We start from the raw sequence: 23,073 nt of genomic DNA on the forward strand, positions 1-23,073 counted from the left end.
GTGCCTGGTGAAGCTCGCCGGAGTGTCCGCCGCGCCTGTGAGGCCCGCCGGGGCTACGCCTCGGGCACCTTGGGGGAACGCAGTTCCCGTCGGAGGATCTTCCCACTTGCCGTCTTGGGAAGTTCCGGCAGGATCTCCACCACGCGGGGGTATTTGTACGCGGCGAGCCGTTCCTTGCAGTACGCGGACAGTTCCTCGGGGCTGACCTCCGCCCCCGGGCGCAGCCCGACGTACGCCTTGACGCTCTCGCCCCGGTACTCGTCCGGGATGCCGACCACGGCCGCCTCGCGGACCGCCGGGTGGGTGTACAGGACGTCCTCGACCTCGCGCGGCCAGACCTTGAAGCCGGACGCGTTGATCATGTCCTTCTTGCGGTCGACGACATACAGCCAGCCCTCGGCGTCCATGAACCCGATGTCCCCGGTGCGCAGTTCACCGTCGGGGAACGCCTCGGCGCTGGCCTCGGGCAGCCGCCAGTAGCCGGAGACGACCTGCGGGCCGCGCACCGCGATCTCGCCCTGCTCCCCGAAGGGCACCTCCTCGCCGTCCACATCGATGATCCGCACCACCGTGTCGGGTCCCGGCACGCCGACGGAGAGCGTCCCGGACGCCGGGTCCACCGGCGCCTCGCGCTCCGGCGGCACGGCGGCGCACGGCGCGGTGCATTCGGTGAGCCCGTAACCGTTGCGGATGTACGGCCCCAGGCCCGCCCGGAACTTCTCCACCAGCGCGGGCGGCAGCGGGGCGCCGCCCGAGGAGAGCACCTCGAAGGACGCGAAGTGCTCCTTGGTCACGCCGGGGGTCGCGGCCAGTGCCATGAACGCCGTCGAGGGGCCCACGGTGTACGCGGGCCGGTGCTGGGCGAAGGCGTCCAGGACGACCTGCGGGTGGAAGCGGTAGGCGAGGACGAGGGTGCCCGCGTTGGTGAGACAGGCGGCCAGCTGGCAGACCATGCCGGTGATGTGGAAGAGCGGGGCGAGGGCGAAGTAGGACGACCCCTCGGCGATGGGGTGGCCTCGGCGCTGTCGTTCCGCGTTGACCATGATGTTTCCGTGGGAATTCATCGCCCCCTTCGGGGTGCCGCTGGTGCCCGACGTGTAACTGATCAACGCCGTGTCACCCGGGCCGAGTTCCCGCCCCGAGGGTGAATCCAGACCCGCCCCGGCCACGGTGACCAGGTCGTCCGCGTCGGCGGCCTGCGGCAGCCGCTCGAAGTTCAGCACCCGTTCGTCGTTCTCGCTCTGCAGGTCCAGTTCGCAGCCGGTCAGCACGATCGTGACCGAGGGCGCGGCGGCGGCCGTCTCCCTGAGGTACGCCTCCCACGCCCGGTCCGAGCAGATCAGCGCGGTGACCTCGGCGTCCTTCAGCACATGGCCGACCTCGGCCGACTTGTACATGGGGTTGAGCGGGACGACCGTGGCCCCGGCCTTCCAGGCGCCCAGCAGGGCGAGCACGAAGTGCGGCGAGTTCTGCAGCATGATCGCGACCCGGTCGCCCTGTCGCAGCCCCTTCGCGGCGAGGTGCCCGGCGACCGAGTCCGACAGCGCCTGCGTCTCGCGGTAGGTCAGCCGTCCGTCGAAGTAGGCGAGCGCCGGGCGGTCGGGGGCGCGGTCCACGCTCTCCCGGAAGGCGTGCAGCAGGGTCGGTGCGGGGTGCACGGGCGCCCGCTGGGCCTCGCTGAGGAGGTGCAGCCAGGGCTTCGCGGCGTAGCGGGAGGCGGGCTCGGCCGTCGGGTTCGCGCTCATCGGCCCATCCCCTCCCACTTCTGCTGGAGATGGTTCATGCCGGCCAGCCACTTGTCCGGCTCCGCCGCCCGCACCTTGTAGTAGTCCGCCACCTCGGGGTGGGGCAGGATCAGGAAGCGGTCGGCGGCCATGCCCTCGAAGAGTGCGTCGGCGACGTCCTCGGGCTCGATGGCGGTCGGTTCGAGGACGAGTTCACCGGCCGTTCCCGAGGCGGTCAGCAGGTCGGTCCGTACGCCCTGCGGGCAGATCGCGTGGACCTTGACGCCCTGGTGCCGGTAGGTCAGCGACAGCCACTCGGCGAAGGCCAGCGCGCCGTGCTTGGTGACGCTGTACGGGGCGGCGCCGATCATCGTCAGCAGACCGGCGGCCGACACGGTGGACACGAACCGGCCGCTCCCCCGCTCCACCCAGTCGGGCAGCAGCGCGCGGGCCGCCCGGACGTGGGCCATCACGTTGACGTCCCAGGCCCTCTCCCAGGCGTCCTCGGCGAACGGGTCGGCGCCGCCGCCGATCCCGGCATTGGCGCAGTACACGTCGACGACGCCACCGAGGGCGTCACGGGCCTCCTCGACCACGGACGAGGCATCGCCGGGGACGGCCCTCGCGCCGATCTCGTCGGCGACCGCCTTGGCCTTCGCGGCGTCCAGGTCGTTGACCACGACCCTGGCCCCCTCGGCCACGAACCTGCGGGCCAGCGCGGCTCCGATGCCGCCTCCCGCGCCCGTCACGACTACTCCCGCGCCCTGCACCGCGTCCATCGGTGGCCACCTCTCGCTGTCGGCTCTCCCGGCAGACTAACCAGTCGGTATGGAGTGGGGAAGAGGGGGCGCCGGCTTGATCCGTGGCGCGTTCCGTTCCGCCGGGAGCGGTCAGCGGTTAGCGTGCGCGGACATGACAGACCGGCCGATCACGGAGGTTGCGGGATGAGCTTGTCCAGACGGGGACTGCTGGCGGCGGGCGGGGGCGTCGTGGGGGCGCTGGGCGTGACGGGGACGGCTTCCGCCGCCGGTACCAGCCCTGCCGGAACCACCGCTGGTACCGGCGGTACCGGATCCACCACCGCCGAAACCACCGCCACCCCATCCGCCCCGGCCGCCGGGCCGGGGCACGGGGTCCGCCCCCGGGTCCGTACCGGATTCGACCGCCTCTCCGCCGACGGCTACCGGCTGCTGCGCGGCCGCAAGGCCGGCATCGTCACCAACCCGACCGGTGTCACCGCCGACGTCCGGCACATCGTCGATGTGATGCACGCCGACGAGCGGGTGAACCTCACCGCCGTCTTCGGCCCGGAGCACGGCTTCCGGGGCACCGCCCAGGCGGGAGGTTCCGAGGGCCGTTACGACGACCCGGCGACCGGGCTCTCGGTCTACGACACGTATCTGAAGAGCGGACAGCCGCTCGCCGACATCTTCACCGCGTCCGGTGTGGACACCGTGGTCTTCGACATCCAGGACGCGGGTGCCCGCTTCTACACGTACATCTGGACGCTGTACGACTGCATGGTGGCCGCCTCGCTCGCGGGCAAGCGGTTCGTGGTGCTCGACCGGCCGAATCCGGTGACCGGGCGGGCGGCGCTGGGTCCGGTGCTGGACCGGGCGTTCGCGACGTTCGTGGGGAGGGAGCCGATCGCGCAGGCACACGGGATGACGGTGGCGGAGCTGGCGCTGCTGTTCAACGCAGAGTTCCTGGCGAAGCCGGTGCCGCTGGAGGTGGTGCGGATGTCGGGGTGGCGGCGGGACGACTTCTTCGGCTCGACCGGGCTGCCGTGGGTGCCGCCGAGCCCCAACATGCCGACCGCGGACACGGCGTTGGTGTACTCCGGGACGTGTCTGTTCGAGGGGACGAATCTCTCGGAGGGGCGCGGCACCACCCGCCCGTTCGAGCTGCTCGGCGCGGAGGGCATCGACCGTCGGTGGGCAGCGGCGGCGAACGCCGAGGGGCTGGCGGGGGTGAACTTCCGGGAGGCGTACTTCGCACCGACGTTCTCGAAGTTCCAGGGCAGGACGGTGGGCGGCGTCCAGCTCCATGTGCACGCCCCCGAGGCGTACGACCCGGTGCGCACCGGCATCGCCCTGCTGGTGACGGCGAAGAAGTCGTGGAGCGGCTTCGCCTGGCGGCCGGACAACTGGATCGACAAGCTCACCGGGAACACCCGGGTGCGGACGATGATCGACGCGGGGGCCGGCACGGACGAGGTGGTGGGCGCCTGGGAGGCGGACCTGGCGGCCTTCCGGCGGATCAGGCGGGAACATCTGCTGTACCGCTGACCTGGTGGGACACTCATCCCGTCCCGAGGAATGAGACCGCGCGTCCCACCTATTGACTGGCCCCTACACCTAACGCGACAGTGCCGGTCGTGACCGACGAACCGCGCACCGACGCACCTCCCACCGGACCGAGCACCACGAAGACAGCGCCGGCCGCTGCCACCCAGTCCTCCGGGGACAGCCCCGAGAGTCTGCGCAGGGTGGCGGTGGCCAGTTTCATCGGCACCGCCATCGAGTTCTACGACTTCTACATCTACGGGACGGCCGCGGCCCTCGTCCTCAACGAGGCGTTCTTCCCGAACCTCACCCCGCTGAACGCGACGCTCGCCTCCTTCTCGACCTACGCCGTCGCCTTCGCCGCCCGCCCGCTCGGCTCGGTGATCTTCGGTCACTTCGGCGACCGGGTGGGCCGCAAGTCGGTGCTGGTGGTGTCCCTGCTGCTGATGGGACTTTCGACCGCGCTGGTCGGACTGCTTCCCGGGTACGGCAGTTGGGGCATCTGGGCGCCGTTGCTGCTGGTCGCGCTGCGCTTCCTCCAGGGCATCGGGCTCGGCGGCGAGTGGGGCGGGGCGGCGCTGCTCGCGGTGGAGCACGCACCCGCCAGGAAACGCGGTATGTACGCGGCGTTCCCGCAACTCGGCCCCTCCATCGGCTTCTTCGCGGCGACCGGCATCTTCTGGCTGCTCTCGGCGGTGCTCGACGACGCGGCGTTCAAGAGCTGGGGATGGCGGATTCCGTTCCTGCTGTCGTTCCTGCTGGTCGCGGTGGGCCTGTTCGTACGGCTGAGGATCAGTGAGACCCCGGTTTTCCAGCGGGTGATGGAGAAGCAGGAGGCCAGCAAGGTCCCCACGCTGGAGGTCTTCAGGAAGTACCCGCGCGAGCTGCTGCTCGGGGCCGGCGGGATGATCGTGGCGTACGGGCTGTTCTACACGGCAACGACGTACTGCCTCTCGTACGCGACCAAGACCCTCGGCGTGCCGCGCAGCACCATGCTCGGACTGTCCATGGTGGCCTGCCTGTTCCTGGCGGCCGGGACCTGGATCGCGGCGACCCGCTCCGACGCGGGCGGGCGGCGCAAACTGATCCTGATGGGCTGCGCGCTCGCGGTGGTGTGGGGCCTGGTGATCTTCCCGCTGCTGGACACCGAGCAGCCCGTGCTGATCGCACTGGCGCTGGGCGGGGCGCTGTTCTGCATGGGTGTGGTGTACGGACCGATGGGCGCGTATCTGCCGGAGCTGTTCGGGGCACGGGTGCGGTACTCGGGGGCGTCGCTGGCGTACAACCTGGGCGGGGTGCTCGGCGGCGCGGTGGCGCCGCTGGTGGCGACCCGCCTCCAGTCGGGCTTCGGGTCGGCTTCGGTGGGCTGGTACGTGAGCGCGATGGCGATCGTGTCGCTGCTGTGCGTGCTGGCGCTGCCGGAGACGAAGGAACGTGAGTTGGGGTGAAAAGGAACGTGAGTTGGGGTGAATCGGAGGATCGGGGGGCGAGGTGAGGGGCTTGTGACGGGACCCTAGGGAACCGTGCGATTCCAGGCCAATTGATCCGTGATGGGGCCCATCGGATTTTCGATGGAGCCGAAACGGGCACTCGTACGTCCATTCATCGACGCCGAAGTACCAGCGACGGAGGTGGCAGTGCGATGGCCGGTTTTCGGAGTCTCGCGAGACAGGTACGTGACCCGAGGTGTGACCTTGCGTTGCGGAGGTATTCGCTGCGCAAGTGCCTGGAGAGGTTCGCCCCTTACGGGCACCGGGCGACCTGGGACCATCTGTGCAGCAGGCACGGGTTCGGTCCGCAGGACAGGGCGCCCGACCCGGTGCGGCTGGTGGCCGCACTGGAGGAACTGGAGGAGGCGCGGGCCGTCTGGCTCGCGTACGAGGTGGACTTCGCCGAGCGGCGCAAGCGCGAGAAGCACGACGGGCTGCGGCGACCGGGCTCCTTCGACGACTGGCACCGGCGGACCTGGGGCGGTTTCGGGGTCGCGTGGTGCGACGATCCGGCGGTTCATCCGTCGGCGCCGCTGGCCGATGTGCTGCGCGGGCTGATCTCCGCCCTGGAGTCGGCACCGGGCGCGCACTGCCCGGTCTGTGCGTCCGGCAGGATCGTCTGGAAGCAGGACATGGTCCATGAGCCGTGGTGCGGACCGGTCTGCACGGGGTGCGGGATTCTGGTGCCGCAGCCGGTGCTGACGCCCGAGGCGCTGGCGGAGGCCAAGCGGGTACGGCGTCGGGAGCTGGCGTCCGTGGCGTGAGCGCGAGGGGCGCGGCGGCGGCCGGACCTGTGGCGCCGCGTCCCCGTGTTCGGATCGCTCGCCGTACGCGATTTTGTCGCTCGCCGTAGGGGATTTCATCGCTCGCCGTACCGGATCTTGACTGTGCGGGTTTCCTCGCGACAACCGTGCGAATGCTCAGTGCATGGCTGATTGTCAGTGCCGGGTGTCACCATCGAATGCATGGTCGAGCCCTTGATTCAGGTGTGTGTCAACGGTCAGCGCGGTCCCGGTGACGGCGCTGCTGTTCCGGTGTCGCCGGACGCGATGGCGGAGTCGGCTGCTGCCGCTGTGGCAGCAGGGGCCGGCGAGGTGCATGTGCACCCCAAGTCGCCGTGCGGGGACGACACCCTGTCACCCCGGGTCCTCGCCTCGACGCTCACCGCGATACGGCAGGCGGTGGACGTTCCCGTCGGGGTGACCACCGGCGCCTGGACGGAGCCCGATCCCCAGCAGCGCATCGAGCGCATCGCGTCCTGGACGGTGCTGCCCGACCACGCCTCGGTGAACTGGCACGAGCCCGGCGCCGAGGAGGTCGCGGAGGCGTTGCTGGCGCGTGGGGTCGCGATCGAGTCGGGGCTCTGGTCGGGCACGGACGGGGCGAGAAAGTTCCTCGGCTCCCCGCTGGCCTCCAGATCCCTGCGGGTGCTGGTGGAGGTGACCGATCCCGATCCGCTGACCGCGGAGGACTCCGCGCTCCAGTTCCTGGCCGAGCTCGCCCGCAACGGCGCGGTGGGCTCCAAGGGCGATGTGCGCGGGGCGCCCATGCTGCTGCACGGGGAGGACGGCGGGGCCTGGCCGGTGCTCGCGCTGGCCCGCCGGCTCGGGCTGGCCACCCGGATCGGCCTGGAGGACACCCTGCTGCTCCCGGACGGAACCCGCGCCTCGTCGAACGCCCAACTGGTGGAAGCCGCACGGGAAATTCGGTGGCCGGTGGAGGTGGCGTAACCGCACAGTGGGGGCGAATCCACGGCCGGTCCGCACCAGGGGCCCGGCCTGCCACGGCTGGAGGGGGGCGCCGACATGTCGACTTTGCGTGTTACCGCCGAGACACTGACCATCCACGAGCACCCGAACGCGGACTCGCTGGAACTCGCGCAGGTGGGGCTCTACCGCGCCGTCGTCGCCAAGGGCGCGTACCGCAGCGGGGAGAGCGCCCTCTACATCCCGGAGCAGGCGGTTCTTCCGGCCGCGCTGATCGAGGAGCTGGGGCTCACCGGGCGCCTGGCCGGCAAGGCCTCGGACCGGATCAAGGCGGTCCGGCTGCGGGGCGAGGTGTCGCAGGGCATCGTGTGCCGTCCGGCCGCTCTCGCCGGCACCGATCTGGCCGCTGCCGCCGCCGAGGGCACCGACTTCGCGGAGCTGCTCGGCATCACCAAGTGGGTGCCGCCGATCCCGCCGACGATGAGCGGGGACGTGGAGCCTGCGCCGGAGCTGCTGCCCTGGGTCGACATCGAGAACCTGCACCGCTATCCGCAGATATTCGAGCCGGGCGAGGAGGTCGTCCTCACCGAGAAGCTGCACGGCACGGCCTGCCTGTTGACGTATCTGCCGGACGGGGAGCGGGTGTTCGTCTCCTCGAAGGGGTTCGGCGCGAAGAACCTGGCGCTCAAGGAGGATCCGCGCAATCTGTACTGGCGCGCGGTCACCGGGCACGGGGTGCCGGCCGTCGCCGCGCGGCTGGCCGAGAAGCTGGGGGCGCGCCGGATCGGGATCTTCGGTGAGGTGTACGGGGCGGGGGTGCAGGACCTGGCGTACGGCGCGGACGGGCGCTCCGAGCGGCTGGGGTACGCGGCCTTCGACGTGTCGGTGGAGGTGGACGGGCGGGTCCGGTGGCTGGATGCGGCGGAGTTCGTGGAGCTGGTGGGGGGTGAACTGCCTTTGGTGCCGCGGCTTTACGAGGGGCCTTACGACGTGTCGAGGGTGTTGGAGCTGGCGTCGGGGCGGGAGACGGTGTCGGGGCGGGGGTTGCATCTTCGGGAGGGGGTGGTGATTCGGCCGGCTGTGGAGCGGCACAGTTATGTGACTGGGGGGAGGGCGGTGGCGAAGGCGGTCAGCGCGGGGTATCTGACGCGGAAGGGTGGGACGGAGTTTGAGTGAGGGGTGGGGGTAGAGGTACGGAGGTGCGGGCGGCCTGGGTGTCGGGGTGACCGGGACCGGGGCGGGCCGGGACCGGGTGAGTGCGACTCCGTCGGGGGCCGCCCCCTTGCCCGCCCCCGGGGGCGGCCCCGCCGCCCAAGCGGACTGACGGGGGCGGGGGGCGGGGGTAATGCAGGGAGGACGGCCCCGCCGCCCGAGGGGCGGGGCATAGTGGGAGGGCGGCGGCGTGGTGGGGTCAGGATTTTTTCTCGGCCATGAGGCGGGAACCGCTGATTCGGTCGCCGATCTGGTCGTCCGGGTTGGACAGGACGCAGGTGTCCAGGGAGAGGCAGCCACAGCCGATGCAGTCGGTGAGGTGGTCACGCAGACGGCCCAACTGCTGGATGCGGGCGTCGAGTTCGGCCCGCCAGTTCTCGGAGAGCCTGGCCCAGTCCTCCCGGGTGGGCGTCCGCTCCTCGGGGAGTTCGGCAAGCGCGTCACGGATGGTGGCCAGCGGGATGCCGACGCGTTGCGCGGCCCTGACGAAGGCGACCCGCCTCAACGCATCGCGTTCGTAACGGCGTTGGTTGCCCGAGGTCCGGCGGCTGCTGATCAGCCCCTTGGCCTCGTAGAAGTGCAGGGCGGAGACGGCGGCACCACTGCGCGCGGACAGCTGTCCGACGGTGAGCTCGTGAATCTTCTCTGGAATCTGCGGCACTCAGTGAACCCTAGTAGTGGTCCGTTGACAGGAACACACGGCCCCAACCATGCTGAGCAAACGCTTATTCACATGATTGAGGGAGCTGGACGATGGCCGAGCCGAGGATCTACACCTCCGCACAGGAGCTGACCGACGGTGTGGGCGAGCAGCTGGGGTACAGCGAGTGGCTGGAGATCGACCAGAAGCGGATCGATCTCTTCGCCGACGCGACCGGCGACCACCAGTGGATCCATGTGGACCCGGAGCGGGCGGCCCAGGGGCCGTTCGGGACGACGATCGCGCACGGCTACCTGACGCTGTCGCTGCTGCCCACGTTGGTGCCGCAGATCCTGCGGGTCGAGGGCATGAAGATGGGCATCAACTACGGGACCGGCAAGGTCCGTTTCCCCGCCACGGTGCCGGTCGGCTCGCGGCTGCGCGCCACCGCCGTGCTGACGGACGTGTCCGAGGCGGGCGGTGGGGTCCAGGTCACCGCGAAGGTGACGGTCGAACGCGAGGGCGGCGACAAGCCGGTGTGCGTGGCGGAGTCGATCTCGCGCTACTACTTCTGAGACACGGGCTCCAAGCCCGCCCCGGCTCACCGGACGCCGGCCGCGACCATCCGCAGGACGAGGTCGGCGTAGAGCGCGCCGACCTCGTCGGGTGTCCGGCGTCCCTCCACGTTGAACCAGCGCGCCACGTCGATGCAGAGCGACAGCACGGCGAGCGTGGTGCCGGAGACGTCGGGCACGTCGAACTCCCGCGTCCGTACGCCGTCGATGATGATGCGCCGTACCGCCGCGTCGCTCCTGCGCCGCAGCTCCACGATCTCGGCGCGGTGCTCGTCGCCGAGCGCGTCCAGCTCGTACTGCACGACCCGCGCCGTGGTGTGGTGCGCGGCATGCCACCGAACGAAGGTGGTGACGGCGTCCGCGAGCCGTTCGGCGGCGCTGCCGTCGCCGTCGGCGGCGGTCTCCAGGATGCGCAGGGCCTTGTCGTGGCCGATGCGGCTGATCCGGTGGAGCAGTTCTTCCTTGGTCTTGTAGTGGATGTAGAGCGCGGCCGGGCTCATGCCCGCGCGGCCCGCGATGTCGCGGGTGGTGGTGGCGTGGTAGCCGCGCTCGGCGAAGGCGCCGACGGCAGCGACCAGCAGCCGCCTGGCGGCCTCGGGGGAAACCTCGCTCCAGGCCAGGTCCTCACCGCTCGCGGCGTCCGCGCCTTCGGACGTGTCCTCCGCCGTGCTCATCGCTGGTCCCTTCGCCGGTGTCGCCGTGCCGGTTCCGGCAGGACGAACACCATACCCCGCACCTCTGAGCAAGCGCTTAGCGTGCGTGGGCACTCAGCGGGCACAGCGGGGCGGGGAAGGGATCACAGCTTCTGGAAGGGGTCGTGCTCGGCGAGGATCTTCTCCAGCCGGGCCTGGTCGACCCGGCTGACGATCTGCCCGGCCTCCTGCTTGTCGCGGATCACCTTGGCGAGGGTGAAGGCGGAGGTGGTGAGGTAGAGGAGACCGATGCCGAGGAAGGCCCGGATCCAGCCGCTGACGTCGAGGTAGACGATGCCGCCGACCATGGCGCTCAGCGCGATGGCGAAGGACGCCACGGCCTGGCCGTAGAAGGCCCCGGTGTTCTGCTGCTTGACCGTTGAATCGCTCATACGGGCAGAGTGACGCACAACACTACCGGCCGGTATCCGTACACGTACTCAGGCAGGTACTCAGTCGGCCCCGCCCCGCACACACATGCTCACGCGCTCACGCACGAGGGGGACGCACTCGGACTCTGACGCACTCAGAATGCCGAGACCCCCGTCAGCGCGCGGCCGATGACCAGCTTCTGGATCTGGCTGGTGCCTTCGTAGAGGGTCATCACACGGGCGTCGCGCAGCAGCTTGCCCGCCGGGTACTCGTCGATGTAGCCGTAACCGCCGTACACCTGGAGGGCGTTGTTCGCCGCGCGCACGGCCGCCTCGGAGGCGAAGAGCTTGGCCTTGGAGGCCTCGGTGACGAAGGGTTCGCCCCGGTCGATCAGGTCGGCGACCCGCCAGGTGAGCAGGCGTGCGGCGTCCACGTCGACCGCGATGTCGGTGATCAGCTCCTGGACGAGCTGGTGCTGGGCGATCTTCTTGCCGAACTGCTCGCGCTCGCCCGCGTACGAGAGTGCCGCGTCCAGTGCCGCCTGGGCGATGCCCACACAGCCGGCCGCGACCGACATCCGGCCCTTGGCCAGCGCGGACATGGCGACCGAGAAGCCCTTGCCCTCGGGGGCCAGCATCGCGGAGGCGGGCACCCGGACGTCCTCAAGGACCAGTTCGGCGGTGGCCTGGCCGCGCAGGCCGAGCTTGCCGTGGATGGTGCGGCGGGTGAGGCCGGGGGTGTCGGTGGGGACCAGGAAGGCGGAGACGCCCTTGTGGCCGGGGGCGTCGGTGGAGCGGGCGAAGAGCAGCACGACATCGGCCCACGTGCCGTTGGTGATGAACATCTTGGTGCCGTTGATGACGTAGTCGGCGCCGTCGCGCACCGCCCGCGTGGTCAGGTTTCCGGCGTCCGAACCGGTGCCGGGCTCGGTCAGGCCGAAGCAGCCGATCGCCTCGCCGGAGGTGAGCCGCGGCAGCCACCGCTGCTTCTGCTCCTCGTCGCCCCAGGCGGCGATCGTCTTGGCGACCAGGCCGAGCGATACGGAGACGATGCCGCGCACCGAGGAGTCGCCGCGGCCGAGTTCCTCGGTGACCAGGCAGTACGCGAGGTGGTCGCCGGCCGAGCCGCCGTACTCCTCGGGGATGGTGAGGCCGAGGAAGCCGAGCGCGCCGAGCTTCTTCACTATCGACCGGTCCACGTTCTCCGCGCGGTCCCACTCGATGACGTGCGGGGTGATCTCGCGGACGACGAAGTCGCGGGCGAGCTGCCGGACGGCGGTCTGTTCCTCGCTGAGTTCCAGGTTCACGGCGGTCCACCCCGTAGGTCGAGACAATGCGGCCGGCCAGTTCGGCCGGCCCGGCGGCTGTCATGCGGTTCGGTATTAAATTAGCACTGCTAGTTTCTACTGTGCAGGCCCTACTATGAGCCGCATGGCCCGACCGCGCAAGCCCCTGCTGAACAGAGACCGCATCGTCGAGACGGCGAGCGTGCTCGTGGACTCGGAGGGGCTGGAAGCGGTCTCCACCCGGCGGCTCGCGGCCGAGCTCGGGGTCAGCGGCCCCTCCCTCTACAACCACTTCCGCAACAAGGACGAGATCCTGGAGGCGGTCGCGGACGCGGTCTCCGCCAAGGTCGATCTGTCGATGTTCGAGGAGGGCGACCCCCGCGACTGGCGGGTGGCGCTCCAGGACTGGGCGCTCTCCTACCGTTCGGCGCTCACCGAACATCCGCACATCGTCCCGGTCCTGGCGCGCGGCCCCGGCCGCCGGCCGGCCGGGCTGAAGGTGGCGGACGCGGTGTTCGGGGCGATGGTGCGGGCCGGCTGGCCGCCCGCGCAGGCGACGTACATCGGCGCCCTGATGCGGTACTTCGTCACCGGGTCGGCGCTCGGTTCGTTCGCGCGCGGCTTCGTGGACGACGAGACGGCGTACGACCCGGCCGACTATCCACACCTCGGGCAGGCGCACCTGCTCGCGGACCACCAGGAAAAGGTGGACGAGGGGGCCTTCACCACCGGGCTGCGGGCACTGGTGGACGGGCTGGCCTGCCAGTACGAGTCAGGGGGCTACGGCAAGGCGGGCTACGGCGAGGCGCGGCCCGAACACACCGCCCACCACGGCGCATTCAGCACAGTTCGGTCCGCACCGAAGGGTCCATAGGGCACCCTGGGGGAATGCCGCCCTCCTCCACCGTCGCCCCCGACACCGCCCACGCACCGCCCGCCGCCCGGCTCGCCGCCTTCGCCGCGCTCATGGCCGACGAGACCCGGGCCGTGTTCCTGCTGTCCCTTCTCGACGGCCGCGCCTGGACCGCCGGCGAACTGGCCCGCCAGGCGGGCGTCGCCGCATCCACCGCGAGCGAGCATCTGGGCCGCCTCATCACCGCGGGGCTGCTCGCCGAGGAGCGCCAGGGCCGCCACCGGTACGTACGGCTGGCGGACAGTTCCACCGCGCAGCTCGTCGAGTCCGTCGCCGCCCACGCCCTCCCCGGCCGCGACAACCCGCACACCCTGCGCGCCTCCAGCGCCAGTAGCGCCATGGCGCGCGGGCGTACCTGTTACGACCATCTCGCGGGGCGGCTCGGCATCGCGATCACGGACGCGATGGAACGGCGCGGGCTGCTGCTGATGGGCAGCGGGTTCACCCTGACCGACGACGGCCTGGACTGGTTCGGGTCGCTCGGCATCCCCCTGCCGAAGGCCAAGGGGCGCCGCCCGATGGTCAGTTCGTGCCTGGACTGGACGGAGCGCAAGCGCCATCTGGCGGGCGTCGCGGGCGCCGAGCTGTGCCGCGTCGCACTGGCGGAGAAGTGGTGCGTACGGATCGGAAGCGAGCGGGCGGTGAAGGTCACCGAGGCGGGAGAGCGGGAGCTGCACCGGCTGCTCGGCATCGATGCCGACACACTTCGGTGAAAGCCGAAGTATTCATGCCCTAGCATCGCGGCATGAGCAACTCCCCCGCGCCTGCGGCCCCTTCCGAGTCACGCTCCCAACCACTCGCCCTGACCGCCGCCGCCGTCACCGTCGTCCTGTGGGCCTCGGCCTTCGTCTCGATCCGCAGTGCGGGCGCGTCGTACGCCCCGGGCGCGCTGGCGCTGGGCCGGCTGCTGTCCGGATCGCTGGTTCTGGTGGTGATCCTGCTGGTACGCCGCGAGGGTCTGCCGCCGCGCGCCGCCTGGCCCGGCATCGTCGTTTCCGGCCTGCTGTGGTTCGGCGCGTACGCGGTGCTCCTCAACTGGGGCGAGCAGTTGGTCGACGCGGGGACGGCGTCCCTGGTGGTGAACGTGGCCCCGATCCTGATGGCGCTGCTGGCCGGCCGCTTCCTGGGCGAAGGACTGCCGCCCCGGCTGCTGGCCGGTATGGCGGTGTCCTTCGCGGGTGCGGCGATCGTGGGCGTCTCGATGTCGGGCGGCGGCGGTACCTCGCTGCTCGGCGTGATCCTCTGCCTGGTGGCGGCCGTGACCTACGCGATCGGCGTGGTCGCGCAGAAGCCCGCGCTGGCGCACGCCAGTCCGCTCCAGGCGACGACGTACGGCTGTGTGATCGGCGCGCTGGCGTGCCTGCCGTTCTCCGGCCGGCTCGTCGAGGATCTGGCGCACGCCCCGCTCCCGGCCACGCTCAACATGGTCTACCTGGGCGTCTTCCCGACCGCGTTGGCCTTCACCACCTGGGCGTACGCGCTCAAGCGCACCACCGCCGGGAAGATGGGCGCGACCACCTACGCGGTGCCCGCGATCGTGGTGCTGATGTCGTGGCTGCTGCTCGACGAGGTACCTGGGTGGATCACCCTGCTCGGCGGTGTGGTGTGCCTGGCGGGCGTGGCGGTCTCCCGGTCGCGGACGCGGCGGGCGGCGGTGCCGGTGGCGGGAGGGGCTGCGGCGGGACCGGACGCGGCGGGGGCCGGGGACGCCCCCGCCGCTTCCCGGCCCGGGAAGGCCTAGCCCCTCCTCACTGGAAGATCACCAGTGCCCGGCCGCCCTTGCCCGCGAGCATGTTGTCGAAGGCTGCCGCAATGCCGTCCAGCGCGATGTGTTCGGTCACCATGGACGCCAGGTCGAGGCGGCCCGCGCGGATGTGCTCGGCGAGGACCGGGAGGTCGCGGGCCGGGTCGCTGTTGCCGTAGACGCAGCCGGTGAGGGTGCGGCCCCAGTGGAAGATCTCCAGCGCGTTGAAGGTGACCTGCTGGTCCTTGCCGCCGATGCCGACGACGGTGGTGCGGCCGCCGCGCCGGGTGGATTCCCAGGCGGTACGGATGGTGGCGGCGCGCCCCACGCATTCGACGGCGACGTCGGCGCCGTGGCCGCCGGTGAGCTTGCGGACCTCCCTGGCGGTGGTTTCGGAGGCCACCAGGTAGTCGGTGGCACCGGCGGCGGTTGCCAGCTCCTCCTTGGCCGGGGAGACGTCGACGGCGATGATCTGGCCGGCTCCGGCGATACGGGCGGACTGGATCGCGGCCAGTCCCACGCCGCCGACCCCGTACACGACGACGGTCTCGCCCTCGCGGACCTCGGCGCTGTGGTGGATCGCGCCGTATCCGGTGAGGACGGCACAGCCAAGGAGGGCGGCGTCGGTGAGGGGGATGCCGGGCGGGGCGGGCAGGACGCACTTGGCGGCGACGACGGTCTCCTCGGCGAAGGCGGCGACGTTGAGGCCGGGGTGCAGGTCGGTGCCTTCGGCGGTGGTACGGGCGTAGACGTCGCCGGCGCCGGTGAGCGCGTCGGCACAGAGCCACACCTCGCCGAGCTCGCAGGCGTGGCACTTTCCGCAGGACGGCGCCCAGTTGAGGACCACTTCGTCACCGACGGCGAGGTGGCCGACCTCTTCCCCGACCGCGGTGACGGTCCCCGCACCCTCGTGCCCGAGGACGGCCGGGAGGGGGACGCGCATGGTCCCGTTCGTCAGGGAGAGGTCCGAGTGACAGACCCCGGCGGCGGCGAGCCGGATCCGGACCTGGCCGAGGGCGGGGGCGGGCAGATCGATGTCGGTGACTTCGAGGGGAGTGTTCGGGGCACGGAGGATGGCGGCACGGGTCATCGGGGCTCCTTCGGGGGTGTGGCGGGGCGGGCGGCGCGGCCCCGCCACCCGAGCGGGCTACCAGGAGTGGGGTCAGAACTGGAGGGATTTGGTCTGGAGGTACTCGGAGAGGCCGTGGGAGCCCAGTTCGCGTCCCACCCCCGACTGCTTGTAACCCCCGAAGGGGGCAAGCGGGTTGAACCGGCCGCCGTTGATGTCGACCTGTCCGGTGTCGAGGCGGCGGGCGAAGGCCGCTGCCGTGTCGCGGTCGGCGGCCCAGACCGCACCCGCCAGCCCGTAGACCGTCCCGTTGGCGATCCGCAGCGCATCCGCCTCGTCCTCGTACCGCAGGATCGAGAGGACCGGCCCGAAGATCTCCTCCTGGGCGATGGTCATCTCGGGGGTGACGTCGGCGAACACGGTCGGCGAGACGTAGTAGCCCTGGTCGAGAGGGGCTTCGGGGCCACCGGCCACCACCCGGGCCCCCTCCTCGATGCCCTTGGTGATGAAGCCGCGTACCCGCTCCTGCTGCTTGGCGTTGACCAGCGGCCCGACCCGCTCCCCCGGCGCGTACTTGGCGACCGCGTCCGTGGCGAGCGACACCGCCTCGTCGTAGCTGTCGGTGTGGACCAGCATCCGGGTCCACGCACTGCACGTCTGGCCGGAGTTGGACATGACGTTGGCGACGCCCACATTGACCGCCTTGGCCAGGTCGGCCCCGGGCAGGATGACGTTGGCGGACTTGCCGCCCAGCTCCAGCGCGACCCGCTTGACCGCCGCACCCGCGACCGCGCCGATCTGCCGGCCGACGGCGGTCGATCCGGTGAAGGACACCAGGTCGACCCCCTCGTGTCCGGCGAGCGCCTGACCCGCGACCGGGCCGAGCCCGGTGACCAGGTTGAACACCCCGGCAGGCAGGCCTGCTTGGTGCACCACCTCGGCGAAGAGCTGCGCGGTCAGCGGGGTGTCCTCGGCAGGCTTGAGGACGACCGTGCAGCCCGCCGCGAGGGCGGGGGCCACCTTGGCGACGATCTGGTGCAGCGGGTAGTTCCAGGGCGTGATCGCGCCCACCACACCGACCGGCTCCGCGTAGACGGTCGAGTTGCCGACCTGCTCCTCGAAGGGGTACGTCGCCGCCAGTTCCGCGTACGTCCCCGCGACCACGATCGGCAGTCCGGCGTGCACGGCCTCGGCGAGCGCGGGCGGGGCGCCGAGTTCGGCGGTGACGGTGGCCGCGATGTCGTCCTTGCGGGCCGCGAGGCCGTCGCGCAGGGCGGCGATCAGTGCGGCCCGTTCGGCCTGCGGGGTGGCCGCCCAGCCCGGGAACGCGTCCCTGGCGGCGCTCACCGCGGCATCGACGTCCGCCGCCGTACCGGCCGGGACATGGCCGATGACCTGCTCGTCGGCCGGGTTCACGACGGGAATCGTGTCCTGGCCGACGGGGGCCCGCCACTCGCCCCCGATGTACATACCGCTCTGCGCCTGCATCGCCATGGTGTTCCTCCCGCGCGGTCCGGTTGTCGTCCGAACCCCAAACTAGCGGTGTTAGTTTTTCGGCGCCAGGGGCGGCCTGCACAAGGCTTCCGTCCGGCCGGCCGGCGCGCCGCACGCGACGCGATCGACCCGCCCTTCGCGCCCCCGGGGAAGCCACCGTCGCACCCGGGCCGCAAAGCTACAGTGGCTGCCCTCATGAGCACAGCACAGATGTACGACGTCGGCCCTCAACGGCCACCGTTGCTGCGTCTGCACCTTTTCGGCGGGTTCCAGGCGGTACGGGACGGGGGTCCCGCGCTGACCGAGAAGTGGCCGCGCCCCAGCGCCCGTACCCTCGTGAAACTCCTCGCGGTATCGCCCGGCCACCAGTTGCACCGCGAGCAGGCCATGGACATCTGCTGGCCGGACGCCGACCCGCACGCCGCGCTCGGCAGCATGCGGGTCGCCCTGCACGCCGCCCGCCGCGCCCTGGAACCCGAGCTCGCGCCCAGGGCCGCGTCCGCCTACCTGACCAGCGGAGAGGGCGGGTTGCTGCGGCTCGATCCGCGAGCGGTGTGGATCGACGCGGACCACACGGAAGCGGTGGCGGAGGCGGCGCTCGGGGAGGGTTCGGCGGATGCCCTGACCGCCGCCCTGGCCGGATTCCGGGGCGAGTTGCTGCCCGAGGACCGGTACGCGGAGCGTCCGAGCGCCGCGCCCGTCTCACCGGGCTGCACCAGGAGGTACGGCACGCACTGGCCCGGGCGCAGCTCGCGGACGGCGCTCCCGAACAGGCCGCGCACACCGCCTCGCTGGCCCTCGCCGCGTCGCCCGCCGACGAACGGGCCCACCAGGTACTCATCGAGGCGTATCTGGCGCAGGGGCTGCACCGGCTGGCGGTACGGCAGTACCACGCGTGCCGGGACGCGTTGGACGCCCAACTGGGGGTGCGCCCGGCGGACCGCACAGAGGCGCTGCACCTGGCCGCGCTGGACGCCCCGCGCACCCTGCTCGCCGGGGCGGCACGGCGCACCGCCGGTCCGCCACCGGTGCTGCCTGCGGCGATCCGTGCCCCAGCGCCGACACCGCTGCGCGGCCGGGACGAGGAGGTCGCCCGGCTGCTCGACCCTGCGGGGCCTCCGGTCCGGTTGCTGGCCGGGGAGGCGGGGCTGGGCAAGACCCGGCTCGCCGGGGAGGCGGTGCGTCGGGCGTATGCGCAGGGCGCGGTTGTTCTGTGGGGCGCCGGGCACGATGCGGAGGGCCACACGCCGTATGGGGCGTTCGCCGAGGCGCTGGACGGGTGGCTGGCGGAGCGGCCGGCCGACGAGAGGGCCAGGGCGGGGGCGGAGTATCCGGAACTGGCGGCGTTGCTGCCTTCGTTGGGGCGGGTCGCGGGTGAGGCTGCCGGGTGGAGTCCGGAGGAGGAGCGGGATCGGCTGTTCCGCGCGGCGCGGGCGCTGCTGGGTGGGCTGGCGGCCGGGGGGCGTGCGGTGTGGGTGGTTCAGGATGATCTGCATGCGGCGGATGCGGGGTCGTTCCAGCTGTTGAGTCATTTGGCGCGGAGGGTGGGGGTGGAGGCGGGGGCTGGGGTTGGGGCTGAGGTTCGGGCTGGGGGCTCCGGTGTGCGGGGCTCCGGTGTGCCGGGGGCCCGGTTTCTCGTGACGTATCGCGGGGAGGGGATGCCGGCTTCGGATCCTCGGCGCAGTGGGCTGGGTTCCCTGGTGCGAGAGGGGGTTGGCTGTGGAGGTTGCGCTGGGGCGGTTGGGGCGGGAGGCGTGTGTGGCGGTGGCCGTGGATGCGGTGGGGGGTGGTGGGCGGGGGGAGCTGCTCGGGTCGGGTGGGGCTGGTCGCGCAGTTCCCCGCGCCCCTGGATCCCTCGGTTCCCCGGGATCCGTCGCCGGGTCCGGGGGTGGGCTTCCGTTCGATCCGGCCCGGGTGTGGGAGCTTTCGTTGGGGAATCCGTTGTTCGGCATTGAGCTTGCTCGTGCCTCTGGGGGGCCTGAGGGGGCGGCGGGTGGGCCCGTGGGGTCGGTGGGGGTTGAGGCGCCGGCCGGGGTGCGGGAGTTGGTTGCCGAGCGGTTGGCCCGGCTGGGGGCGGCGGCCCGGCGGATTGTGGAGGCGCTGGCTGCCGCGGGTGGGGATGCCTCGCTGGCCGAGGTGCTGGATGTGGCCGAGAACGGGCTGCATCCTCCGGTACGGGCAGCCGAGGCGACCGCCGCTCTGGAGGAGGCGATCGGTGCGGCGCTGGTGGTCGAGCGGCAGGTGGTGGTGCGGGGGCGTCCGGTCCCGGGGCTCGCCTTCCGGCATCCGCTGGTGCGGCTGACGTGTTACGGCGCGCTGACCGCGACCCGCCGGCGCCAGCTCCACGCCGCCTTCGCCGAGGCGGTGCTGCGTCACCGCCCCGACGCCGTGGACGCCCTCGCCTCGCACTTCGGCCGCGCCGACGACCCCCGTGCCGCCGCCTATCTGCGACGCGCCGCCGAACGTGCCGCCGGGCTCTACGCCAATGACACCGCCGACCGCTACTACCGCGATCTGGTCGCCCACCTCGGGTTCGTCGCCGCCCGGGCCCGTCTCGCCCACAGCCATGTGCTGCGCCGGATGGGCCACTTCTGGGAGGCCGAGGAGGTGCTGCGGGCGGCCGTCGAGGAGTTCGGCCGGCGTGGTGAGCGCGACGACGAGGTGCCGGCCGCAGCTCAGCTCGCCGAGACCATGGTCAAGACCCGCGGCCCGGAGGCGGCCCTCGCCGTACTGCGGACGTACCGCCCGGGCCGGGCCTCCGCCGAGCCGACCGCCGCCCACTACATCGCCCGCTCGGTGGTCCTCTTCGTCCAGGGTGAGTACCACGCCGGTGTGGACGCCGCCCGCCTGGCACACAGTGCGGCGAAGCGCGTCGCAGGACCGGCCAGGCAGGGCCTCGTCGTCCGTTCCCTGGCCAGCCGGGCCAGTTGCCTCGGCCTGGCGGGACGTTTCTCGCAGGCGCGCGAGGCCGCCGACCGCGCGCTGGCCCCGGCCGAGGCATACGGCGACCCGACCCTCCTCACCCGCGTCCTGTCGGTACTGCGCGAGAACGCCCGCCGGGGCGGCCGCCTGCGCGAGGCCACCGAGACCGGCCGCCGCGCCCTGCGCCTGGCGGAACAGTCCGGCGACCCCACGGCCGCCACCTTCGAACAGGCCAATCTCGCCGAGATCCACCTCCTGATGGAGGAGTTGGCGGAGGCCGGCGAACTGGCCGAGACGGCGGTGCGCAGCGCCGAGTCGGAGGGCGAGTACTGCATGCCGTACGCGCTGGCCGCGCTCGCCCGGGTCCGGATGCGCACGGGTGCCATCCCCGAGGCCGCCGACCTGCTGGTACGTGCCCGTCGCGCCGCAACCGACCGCAACGACCGGCAGGCCCGCCACGAGGTCCGCACCGCCCGCGCCGAACTCGCCCTGCGCCGGGGCCTTCCCGAGGCGGCCCGGCTGGCCGCCTCGCTCCCCTATCCGGCGGGAGTACGTCTGGCCGAGGAGGCCGGCCGGGCGATGGGCTGACCGGTGGTTCGGCCGGCTGACCGGCCGCCGTATCCACGAAACCGGTCCGCCCTGCCGCCGTATCCACCCCGACCGCTCCGCCCCGCCGCCGCAGCTACGGAACCGGTCGCTCCACCCCCACCGGGAACCCGTTCAGCACCGCGGTCCCCGACAGCGGATCCAGCCGGGTTCCGTCCAGGAGTTGATTGACGTTGACGCCCGGCCGCTGCGCCGCGACCGCCAGCCGGGTGCCCGGCCTGTCGTGGCCCCACCCGTGCGGCAGGCTGACCACTCCACGGCGTATCGCCTCGGTGATCTCCACCGGTGCCCGCACCGACCCTCCGTCTCCGGTGACAAGCGCGTCGGCACCCGCCGTCAGGCCGAGCCTGGCCGCGTCGTCGGGGTGGATCTGGAGCGTGCAGCGGTTCGAACCGCCGTTCAGGGCGGGGATGTTGTGCATCCAGCTGTTGTTGGAGCGCAGATGGCGGCGCCCCACCAGCACCAGCGAACCCTCCCGTCGCCGCTCCCCCAGTGCCCGGCGCAGGCGCGGCAGGTCGGCGGCGATGGGGGCGGGGAACAGTTCGACGCGGCCGCTGCGGGTCTTGAGGACCTGGCCGAGCCTGGGCTTCAGAGGGCCGAGGTCGATGCCGTGCGGGGCGGCGCGCAGCTTCTCCAGGGTCAGGTCGTCGTAAGGGCCGAGCCGCAGCATCAGGTCGAGGCGGCGTTCCGGGCCGCTCTCCCCGGTGAGTTGAGCGGCCAGTTCCGCCGGGGCGCCCGCCTTGGCCAGCGTCCGGGCGATGACCGATTCGTCGACGGCGGAGGGATCGGCGCCGTGCATGCCGCCGACCGCCAGGACCAGCCTGGCGTGGATCTCGCACTCGTCCATCCGGCCCGCTTCGAGCGGGATCGCGGCGGGCGTGTAGCGGACCTGGTCGCGGACGGCGAACCCGTTGAAGGCGAAGTCGAAGTGGGCGCTGCGGGAGGGCGGCGGGGGCGGCAGCACGACATCCGCGTGCCGGGAGGTCTCGTTGAGGTAGGGGTCGACGCTGATCATGAAGTCGAGGTCGTCGGCGAGTGCCGCGTCCAGCCGGTCGCCGTCCGGAGCGGAGAGGACCGGGTTGGCGGCGATGGAGATCAGCGCCCGGATCCGTCCCTCGCCCGGGGTGGCGATCTCCTCGGCGAGCGCGGCGAGCGGAAGCTCCCCCTTCGCCTCGGGGTGACCGCCGACCCGGCTGGACCACCTGCCGAGGTCAAATCCCCTGCCGGGGCCGGGCGTTCGCGGCTTGCCGGAGGTCGCGGAGAGCGGGAAGAGTGCGCCTCCTGGCCGGTCCAGGTTTCCGGTCAGCACATTCAGTACGTCGATGAGCCAGTTGGCCAGCGTCCCGAACTCCACGGTGGAGTTGCCGACCCGCCCGTACACCGCGGCCGTCGGCGCGGCCGCCAGCTCGCGCGCCACCGCACGGATCTCCTCCGCCGGTACGTCGCAGACCCCGGCCACCGCCTCGGGGGTGAACTCCGCCACCGCGGCGGCGACTTCGGCCACTCCCTCCACCTGCGCGTCCAGCTCTCCCAGTGCTACCAGCTTCTCCTCGAAGAGGACCTGGGCCAGGGCGGCGAGCAGGGCCGCGTCCGCGCCGGGGCGGATCGCGAGGTGCCGGTCGGCGAGTTTCGCCGTACGGGTGCGGCGGGGGTCGACCACGGTGAGGGTGCCGCCGCGCGCCTTGAGCGCCTTGAGCTTGCCGGGGAAGTCGGGGGCGGTGCACAGACTCCCGTTGGAGTCCAGGGGGTTGGCGCCGAGCAGCAGCAGGTGGTCGGTGCGGTCCAGGTCGGGGACCGGGATCGCGAAGGGGTCGCCGAAGAGCAGTCCGCTGGAGACGTGCTTGGGCATCTGGTCGACGGTGCTGGCGGTGAACAGGTTGCGGGTGCCGAGGGCGGCGAGCAGCGCGGGCGGGTAGAGGGCGCCCGCCATGGTGTGGACGTTGGGGTTGCCGAGGACGACCCCGACCGCGCTGCCGCCGTGCTCCTCCACGAGCGGCCGGATCCGGGCGGCGATCAGGTCGAAGGCTTCGCCCCACGTCGCCTCCACGAGTTTGCCGTCGGTGCGGACGAGGGGGGCGGTCAGGCGGTCCGGGTCGGCGTCCAGTTCGCCGAAGGCGGCACCCTTGGGGCAGATGAAGCCCCGGCTGAAGATGTCGTCGGCGTCACCGCGGGTGCCGGTGACGCGGGTGCCCTCCAGAGTGAGGGTGAGGCCGCAAGTGGCTTCGCAGAGCGGGCAGATGCGCAGGGCGGTACGGGAGGTGAGGGACATGGGTTCTCCCCGTGGCGGCGTCGGTGGCGCGTGGGCGCAGCCGAGCATACCGACCGGTACGCACTTCGGCGAGGT

20 protein-coding genes are annotated in these 23,073 nt (G+C 72.0%); 11 read left to right on the forward strand and 9 right to left on the reverse strand.

All coding sequences use genetic code 11. The features are described 5' to 3' along the window. Positions 1-53: 53 nt before the first annotated feature. Positions 54-1,745 (reverse strand): class I adenylate-forming enzyme family protein, encoded by a 1,692-nt coding sequence (locus ACIA73_RS15195; protein WP_399438918.1) that lies wholly within the window; start codon positions 1,743-1,745, stop codon positions 54-56. Beyond that, positions 1,742-2,503, reverse strand: a complete 762-nt coding sequence (locus ACIA73_RS15200) for an SDR family oxidoreductase (protein ID WP_399438919.1) — start codon at positions 2,501-2,503, stop codon at positions 1,742-1,744. The genes ACIA73_RS15195 and ACIA73_RS15200 overlap by 4 nt, the downstream gene beginning before the upstream one ends. Before the next feature lie 165 nt (positions 2,504-2,668). On the opposite strand from ACIA73_RS15200, the gene ACIA73_RS15205 reads away from it, so the two are divergent. From ACIA73_RS15205 to ACIA73_RS15225, 5 genes are all read left to right on the forward strand, one after another. Continuing rightward, entirely contained in the window at positions 2,669-4,012 is a 1,344-nt protein-coding gene (locus ACIA73_RS15205; protein ID WP_399438920.1) for an exo-beta-N-acetylmuramidase NamZ domain-containing protein, read from the forward strand. A 191-nt stretch (positions 4,013-4,203) separates the two neighbouring features. Next, the gene (locus ACIA73_RS15210) at positions 4,204-5,457 is read left to right on the forward strand and encodes an MFS transporter (RefSeq protein ID WP_399439045.1); all 1,254 of its coding nucleotides are present in this window, start codon (positions 4,204-4,206) and stop codon (positions 5,455-5,457) included. A 194-nt stretch (positions 5,458-5,651) separates the two neighbouring features. Then, positions 5,652-6,263, forward strand: coding sequence for a hypothetical protein (locus tag ACIA73_RS15215; protein ID WP_399438921.1), 612 nt, complete (start codon positions 5,652-5,654; stop codon positions 6,261-6,263). A 213-nt stretch (positions 6,264-6,476) separates the two neighbouring features. Further along, positions 6,477-7,229, forward strand: a complete 753-nt coding sequence (locus ACIA73_RS15220; RefSeq protein WP_399439046.1) for a 3-keto-5-aminohexanoate cleavage protein — start codon at positions 6,477-6,479, stop codon at positions 7,227-7,229. A 75-nt stretch (positions 7,230-7,304) separates the two neighbouring features. Further along, on the forward strand, positions 7,305-8,381 hold the full coding sequence (locus ACIA73_RS15225; protein ID WP_399438922.1) for an RNA ligase (ATP): 1,077 nt from the start codon (positions 7,305-7,307) through the stop codon (positions 8,379-8,381). Between the two features lie 235 nt (positions 8,382-8,616). On the opposite strand, the gene soxR is transcribed toward ACIA73_RS15225, so the two are convergent. Further along, on the reverse strand, positions 8,617-9,078 hold the full coding sequence (gene soxR / locus ACIA73_RS15230; RefSeq protein WP_399438923.1) for a redox-sensitive transcriptional activator SoxR: 462 nt from the start codon (positions 9,076-9,078) through the stop codon (positions 8,617-8,619). A 92-nt stretch (positions 9,079-9,170) separates the two neighbouring features. Between soxR and ACIA73_RS15235 the strand changes: the two genes are divergently transcribed. Further along, positions 9,171-9,632, forward strand: coding sequence for a MaoC family dehydratase (locus ACIA73_RS15235; RefSeq protein WP_399438924.1), 462 nt, complete (start codon positions 9,171-9,173; stop codon positions 9,630-9,632). A 26-nt stretch (positions 9,633-9,658) separates the two neighbouring features. Here the strand turns inward: ACIA73_RS15235 and ACIA73_RS15240 are convergent, their stop codons facing one another. The 3 genes from ACIA73_RS15240 to ACIA73_RS15250 form a co-directional block, all read right to left on the reverse strand. Continuing rightward, positions 9,659-10,306 (reverse strand): TetR/AcrR family transcriptional regulator, encoded by a 648-nt coding sequence (locus tag ACIA73_RS15240; RefSeq protein ID WP_399438925.1) that lies wholly within the window; start codon positions 10,304-10,306, stop codon positions 9,659-9,661. A 122-nt stretch (positions 10,307-10,428) separates the two neighbouring features. Then, complete coding sequence (locus tag ACIA73_RS15245; RefSeq protein WP_399438926.1) at positions 10,429-10,716, reverse strand: YiaA/YiaB family inner membrane protein; 288 nt, start codon at positions 10,714-10,716, stop codon at positions 10,429-10,431. A gap of 134 nt (positions 10,717-10,850) precedes the next feature. Further along, positions 10,851-12,002, reverse strand: coding sequence for an acyl-CoA dehydrogenase family protein (locus ACIA73_RS15250; protein WP_399438927.1), 1,152 nt, complete (start codon positions 12,000-12,002; stop codon positions 10,851-10,853). A gap of 124 nt (positions 12,003-12,126) precedes the next feature. On the opposite strand from ACIA73_RS15250, the gene ACIA73_RS15255 reads away from it, so the two are divergent. From ACIA73_RS15255 to ACIA73_RS15265, 3 genes are read left to right on the forward strand one after another with little or no spacing between them, the layout of a single operon-like run. After that, on the forward strand, positions 12,127-12,855 hold the full coding sequence (locus tag ACIA73_RS15255; RefSeq protein ID WP_399438928.1) for a TetR/AcrR family transcriptional regulator: 729 nt from the start codon (positions 12,127-12,129) through the stop codon (positions 12,853-12,855). Between the two features lie 14 nt (positions 12,856-12,869). Continuing rightward, complete coding sequence (locus ACIA73_RS15260) at positions 12,870-13,607, forward strand: ArsR/SmtB family transcription factor (RefSeq protein ID WP_399438929.1); 738 nt, start codon at positions 12,870-12,872, stop codon at positions 13,605-13,607. Between the two features lie 32 nt (positions 13,608-13,639). Next, complete coding sequence (locus tag ACIA73_RS15265; RefSeq protein WP_399438930.1) at positions 13,640-14,635, forward strand: DMT family transporter; 996 nt, start codon at positions 13,640-13,642, stop codon at positions 14,633-14,635. Positions 14,636-14,642: 7 nt separating this feature from the next. Here the strand turns inward: ACIA73_RS15265 and ACIA73_RS15270 are convergent, their stop codons facing one another. Further along, positions 14,643-15,728, reverse strand: coding sequence for a zinc-binding dehydrogenase (locus ACIA73_RS15270; RefSeq protein ID WP_399438931.1), 1,086 nt, complete (start codon positions 15,726-15,728; stop codon positions 14,643-14,645). A gap of 72 nt (positions 15,729-15,800) precedes the next feature. Beyond that, positions 15,801-17,195: an aldehyde dehydrogenase family protein gene (locus tag ACIA73_RS15275; protein WP_399439047.1), complete on the reverse strand. Its 1,395-nt coding sequence runs from the start codon at positions 17,193-17,195 to the stop codon at positions 15,801-15,803. Positions 17,196-17,755: 560 nt separating this feature from the next. Between ACIA73_RS15275 and ACIA73_RS15280 the strand changes: the two genes are divergently transcribed. Further along, complete coding sequence (locus ACIA73_RS15280; protein ID WP_399438932.1) at positions 17,756-19,156, forward strand: AAA family ATPase; 1,401 nt, start codon at positions 17,756-17,758, stop codon at positions 19,154-19,156. A gap of 55 nt (positions 19,157-19,211) precedes the next feature. After that, positions 19,212-20,711 carry a hypothetical protein gene (locus ACIA73_RS15285; RefSeq protein ID WP_399438933.1) on the forward strand — a complete coding sequence of 500 codons (1,500 nt, stop codon included), beginning with the start codon at positions 19,212-19,214 and terminating at the stop codon, positions 20,709-20,711. A gap of 94 nt (positions 20,712-20,805) precedes the next feature. Here the strand turns inward: ACIA73_RS15285 and ACIA73_RS15290 are convergent, their stop codons facing one another. Then, positions 20,806-22,998 (reverse strand): molybdopterin oxidoreductase family protein, encoded by a 2,193-nt coding sequence (locus ACIA73_RS15290; protein ID WP_399438934.1) that lies wholly within the window; start codon positions 22,996-22,998, stop codon positions 20,806-20,808. Between the last annotated feature and the right edge of the window lie 75 nt (positions 22,999-23,073).

This window comes from Streptomyces sp. NPDC051561, assembly GCF_044454195.1.
In the GTDB taxonomy this organism is placed as follows: Bacteria; Actinomycetota; Actinomycetes; order Streptomycetales; family Streptomycetaceae; genus Streptomyces.

Excerpts from the sequence above, each read along its gene's own strand:
- ACIA73_RS15195 (WP_399438918.1), bottom strand. The coding sequence starts at position 1,745 with ATGAGCGCGAACCCGACGGCCGAGCCCGCCTCCCGCTACGCCGCGAAG.
- ACIA73_RS15200 (WP_399438919.1), bottom strand. The coding sequence starts at position 2,503 with ATGGACGCGGTGCAGGGCGCGGGAGTAGTCGTGACGGGCGCGGGAGGC.
- ACIA73_RS15205 (WP_399438920.1), top strand. The coding sequence starts at position 2,669 with ATGAGCTTGTCCAGACGGGGACTGCTGGCGGCGGGCGGGGGCGTCGTG.
- ACIA73_RS15215 (WP_399438921.1), top strand. The coding sequence starts at position 5,652 with ATGGCCGGTTTTCGGAGTCTCGCGAGACAGGTACGTGACCCGAGGTGT.
- ACIA73_RS15225 (WP_399438922.1), top strand. The coding sequence starts at position 7,305 with ATGTCGACTTTGCGTGTTACCGCCGAGACACTGACCATCCACGAGCAC.
- ACIA73_RS15235 (WP_399438924.1), top strand. The coding sequence starts at position 9,171 with ATGGCCGAGCCGAGGATCTACACCTCCGCACAGGAGCTGACCGACGGT.
- ACIA73_RS15240 (WP_399438925.1), bottom strand. The coding sequence starts at position 10,306 with ATGAGCACGGCGGAGGACACGTCCGAAGGCGCGGACGCCGCGAGCGGT.
- ACIA73_RS15245 (WP_399438926.1), bottom strand. The coding sequence starts at position 10,716 with ATGAGCGATTCAACGGTCAAGCAGCAGAACACCGGGGCCTTCTACGGC.
- ACIA73_RS15255 (WP_399438928.1), top strand. The coding sequence starts at position 12,127 with ATGGCCCGACCGCGCAAGCCCCTGCTGAACAGAGACCGCATCGTCGAG.
- ACIA73_RS15260 (WP_399438929.1), top strand. The coding sequence starts at position 12,870 with ATGCCGCCCTCCTCCACCGTCGCCCCCGACACCGCCCACGCACCGCCC.
- ACIA73_RS15265 (WP_399438930.1), top strand. The coding sequence starts at position 13,640 with ATGAGCAACTCCCCCGCGCCTGCGGCCCCTTCCGAGTCACGCTCCCAA.
- ACIA73_RS15270 (WP_399438931.1), bottom strand. The coding sequence starts at position 15,728 with ATGACCCGTGCCGCCATCCTCCGTGCCCCGAACACTCCCCTCGAAGTC.
- ACIA73_RS15275 (WP_399439047.1), bottom strand. The coding sequence starts at position 17,195 with ATGCAGGCGCAGAGCGGTATGTACATCGGGGGCGAGTGGCGGGCCCCC.
- ACIA73_RS15290 (WP_399438934.1), bottom strand. The coding sequence starts at position 22,998 with ATGTCCCTCACCTCCCGTACCGCCCTGCGCATCTGCCCGCTCTGCGAA.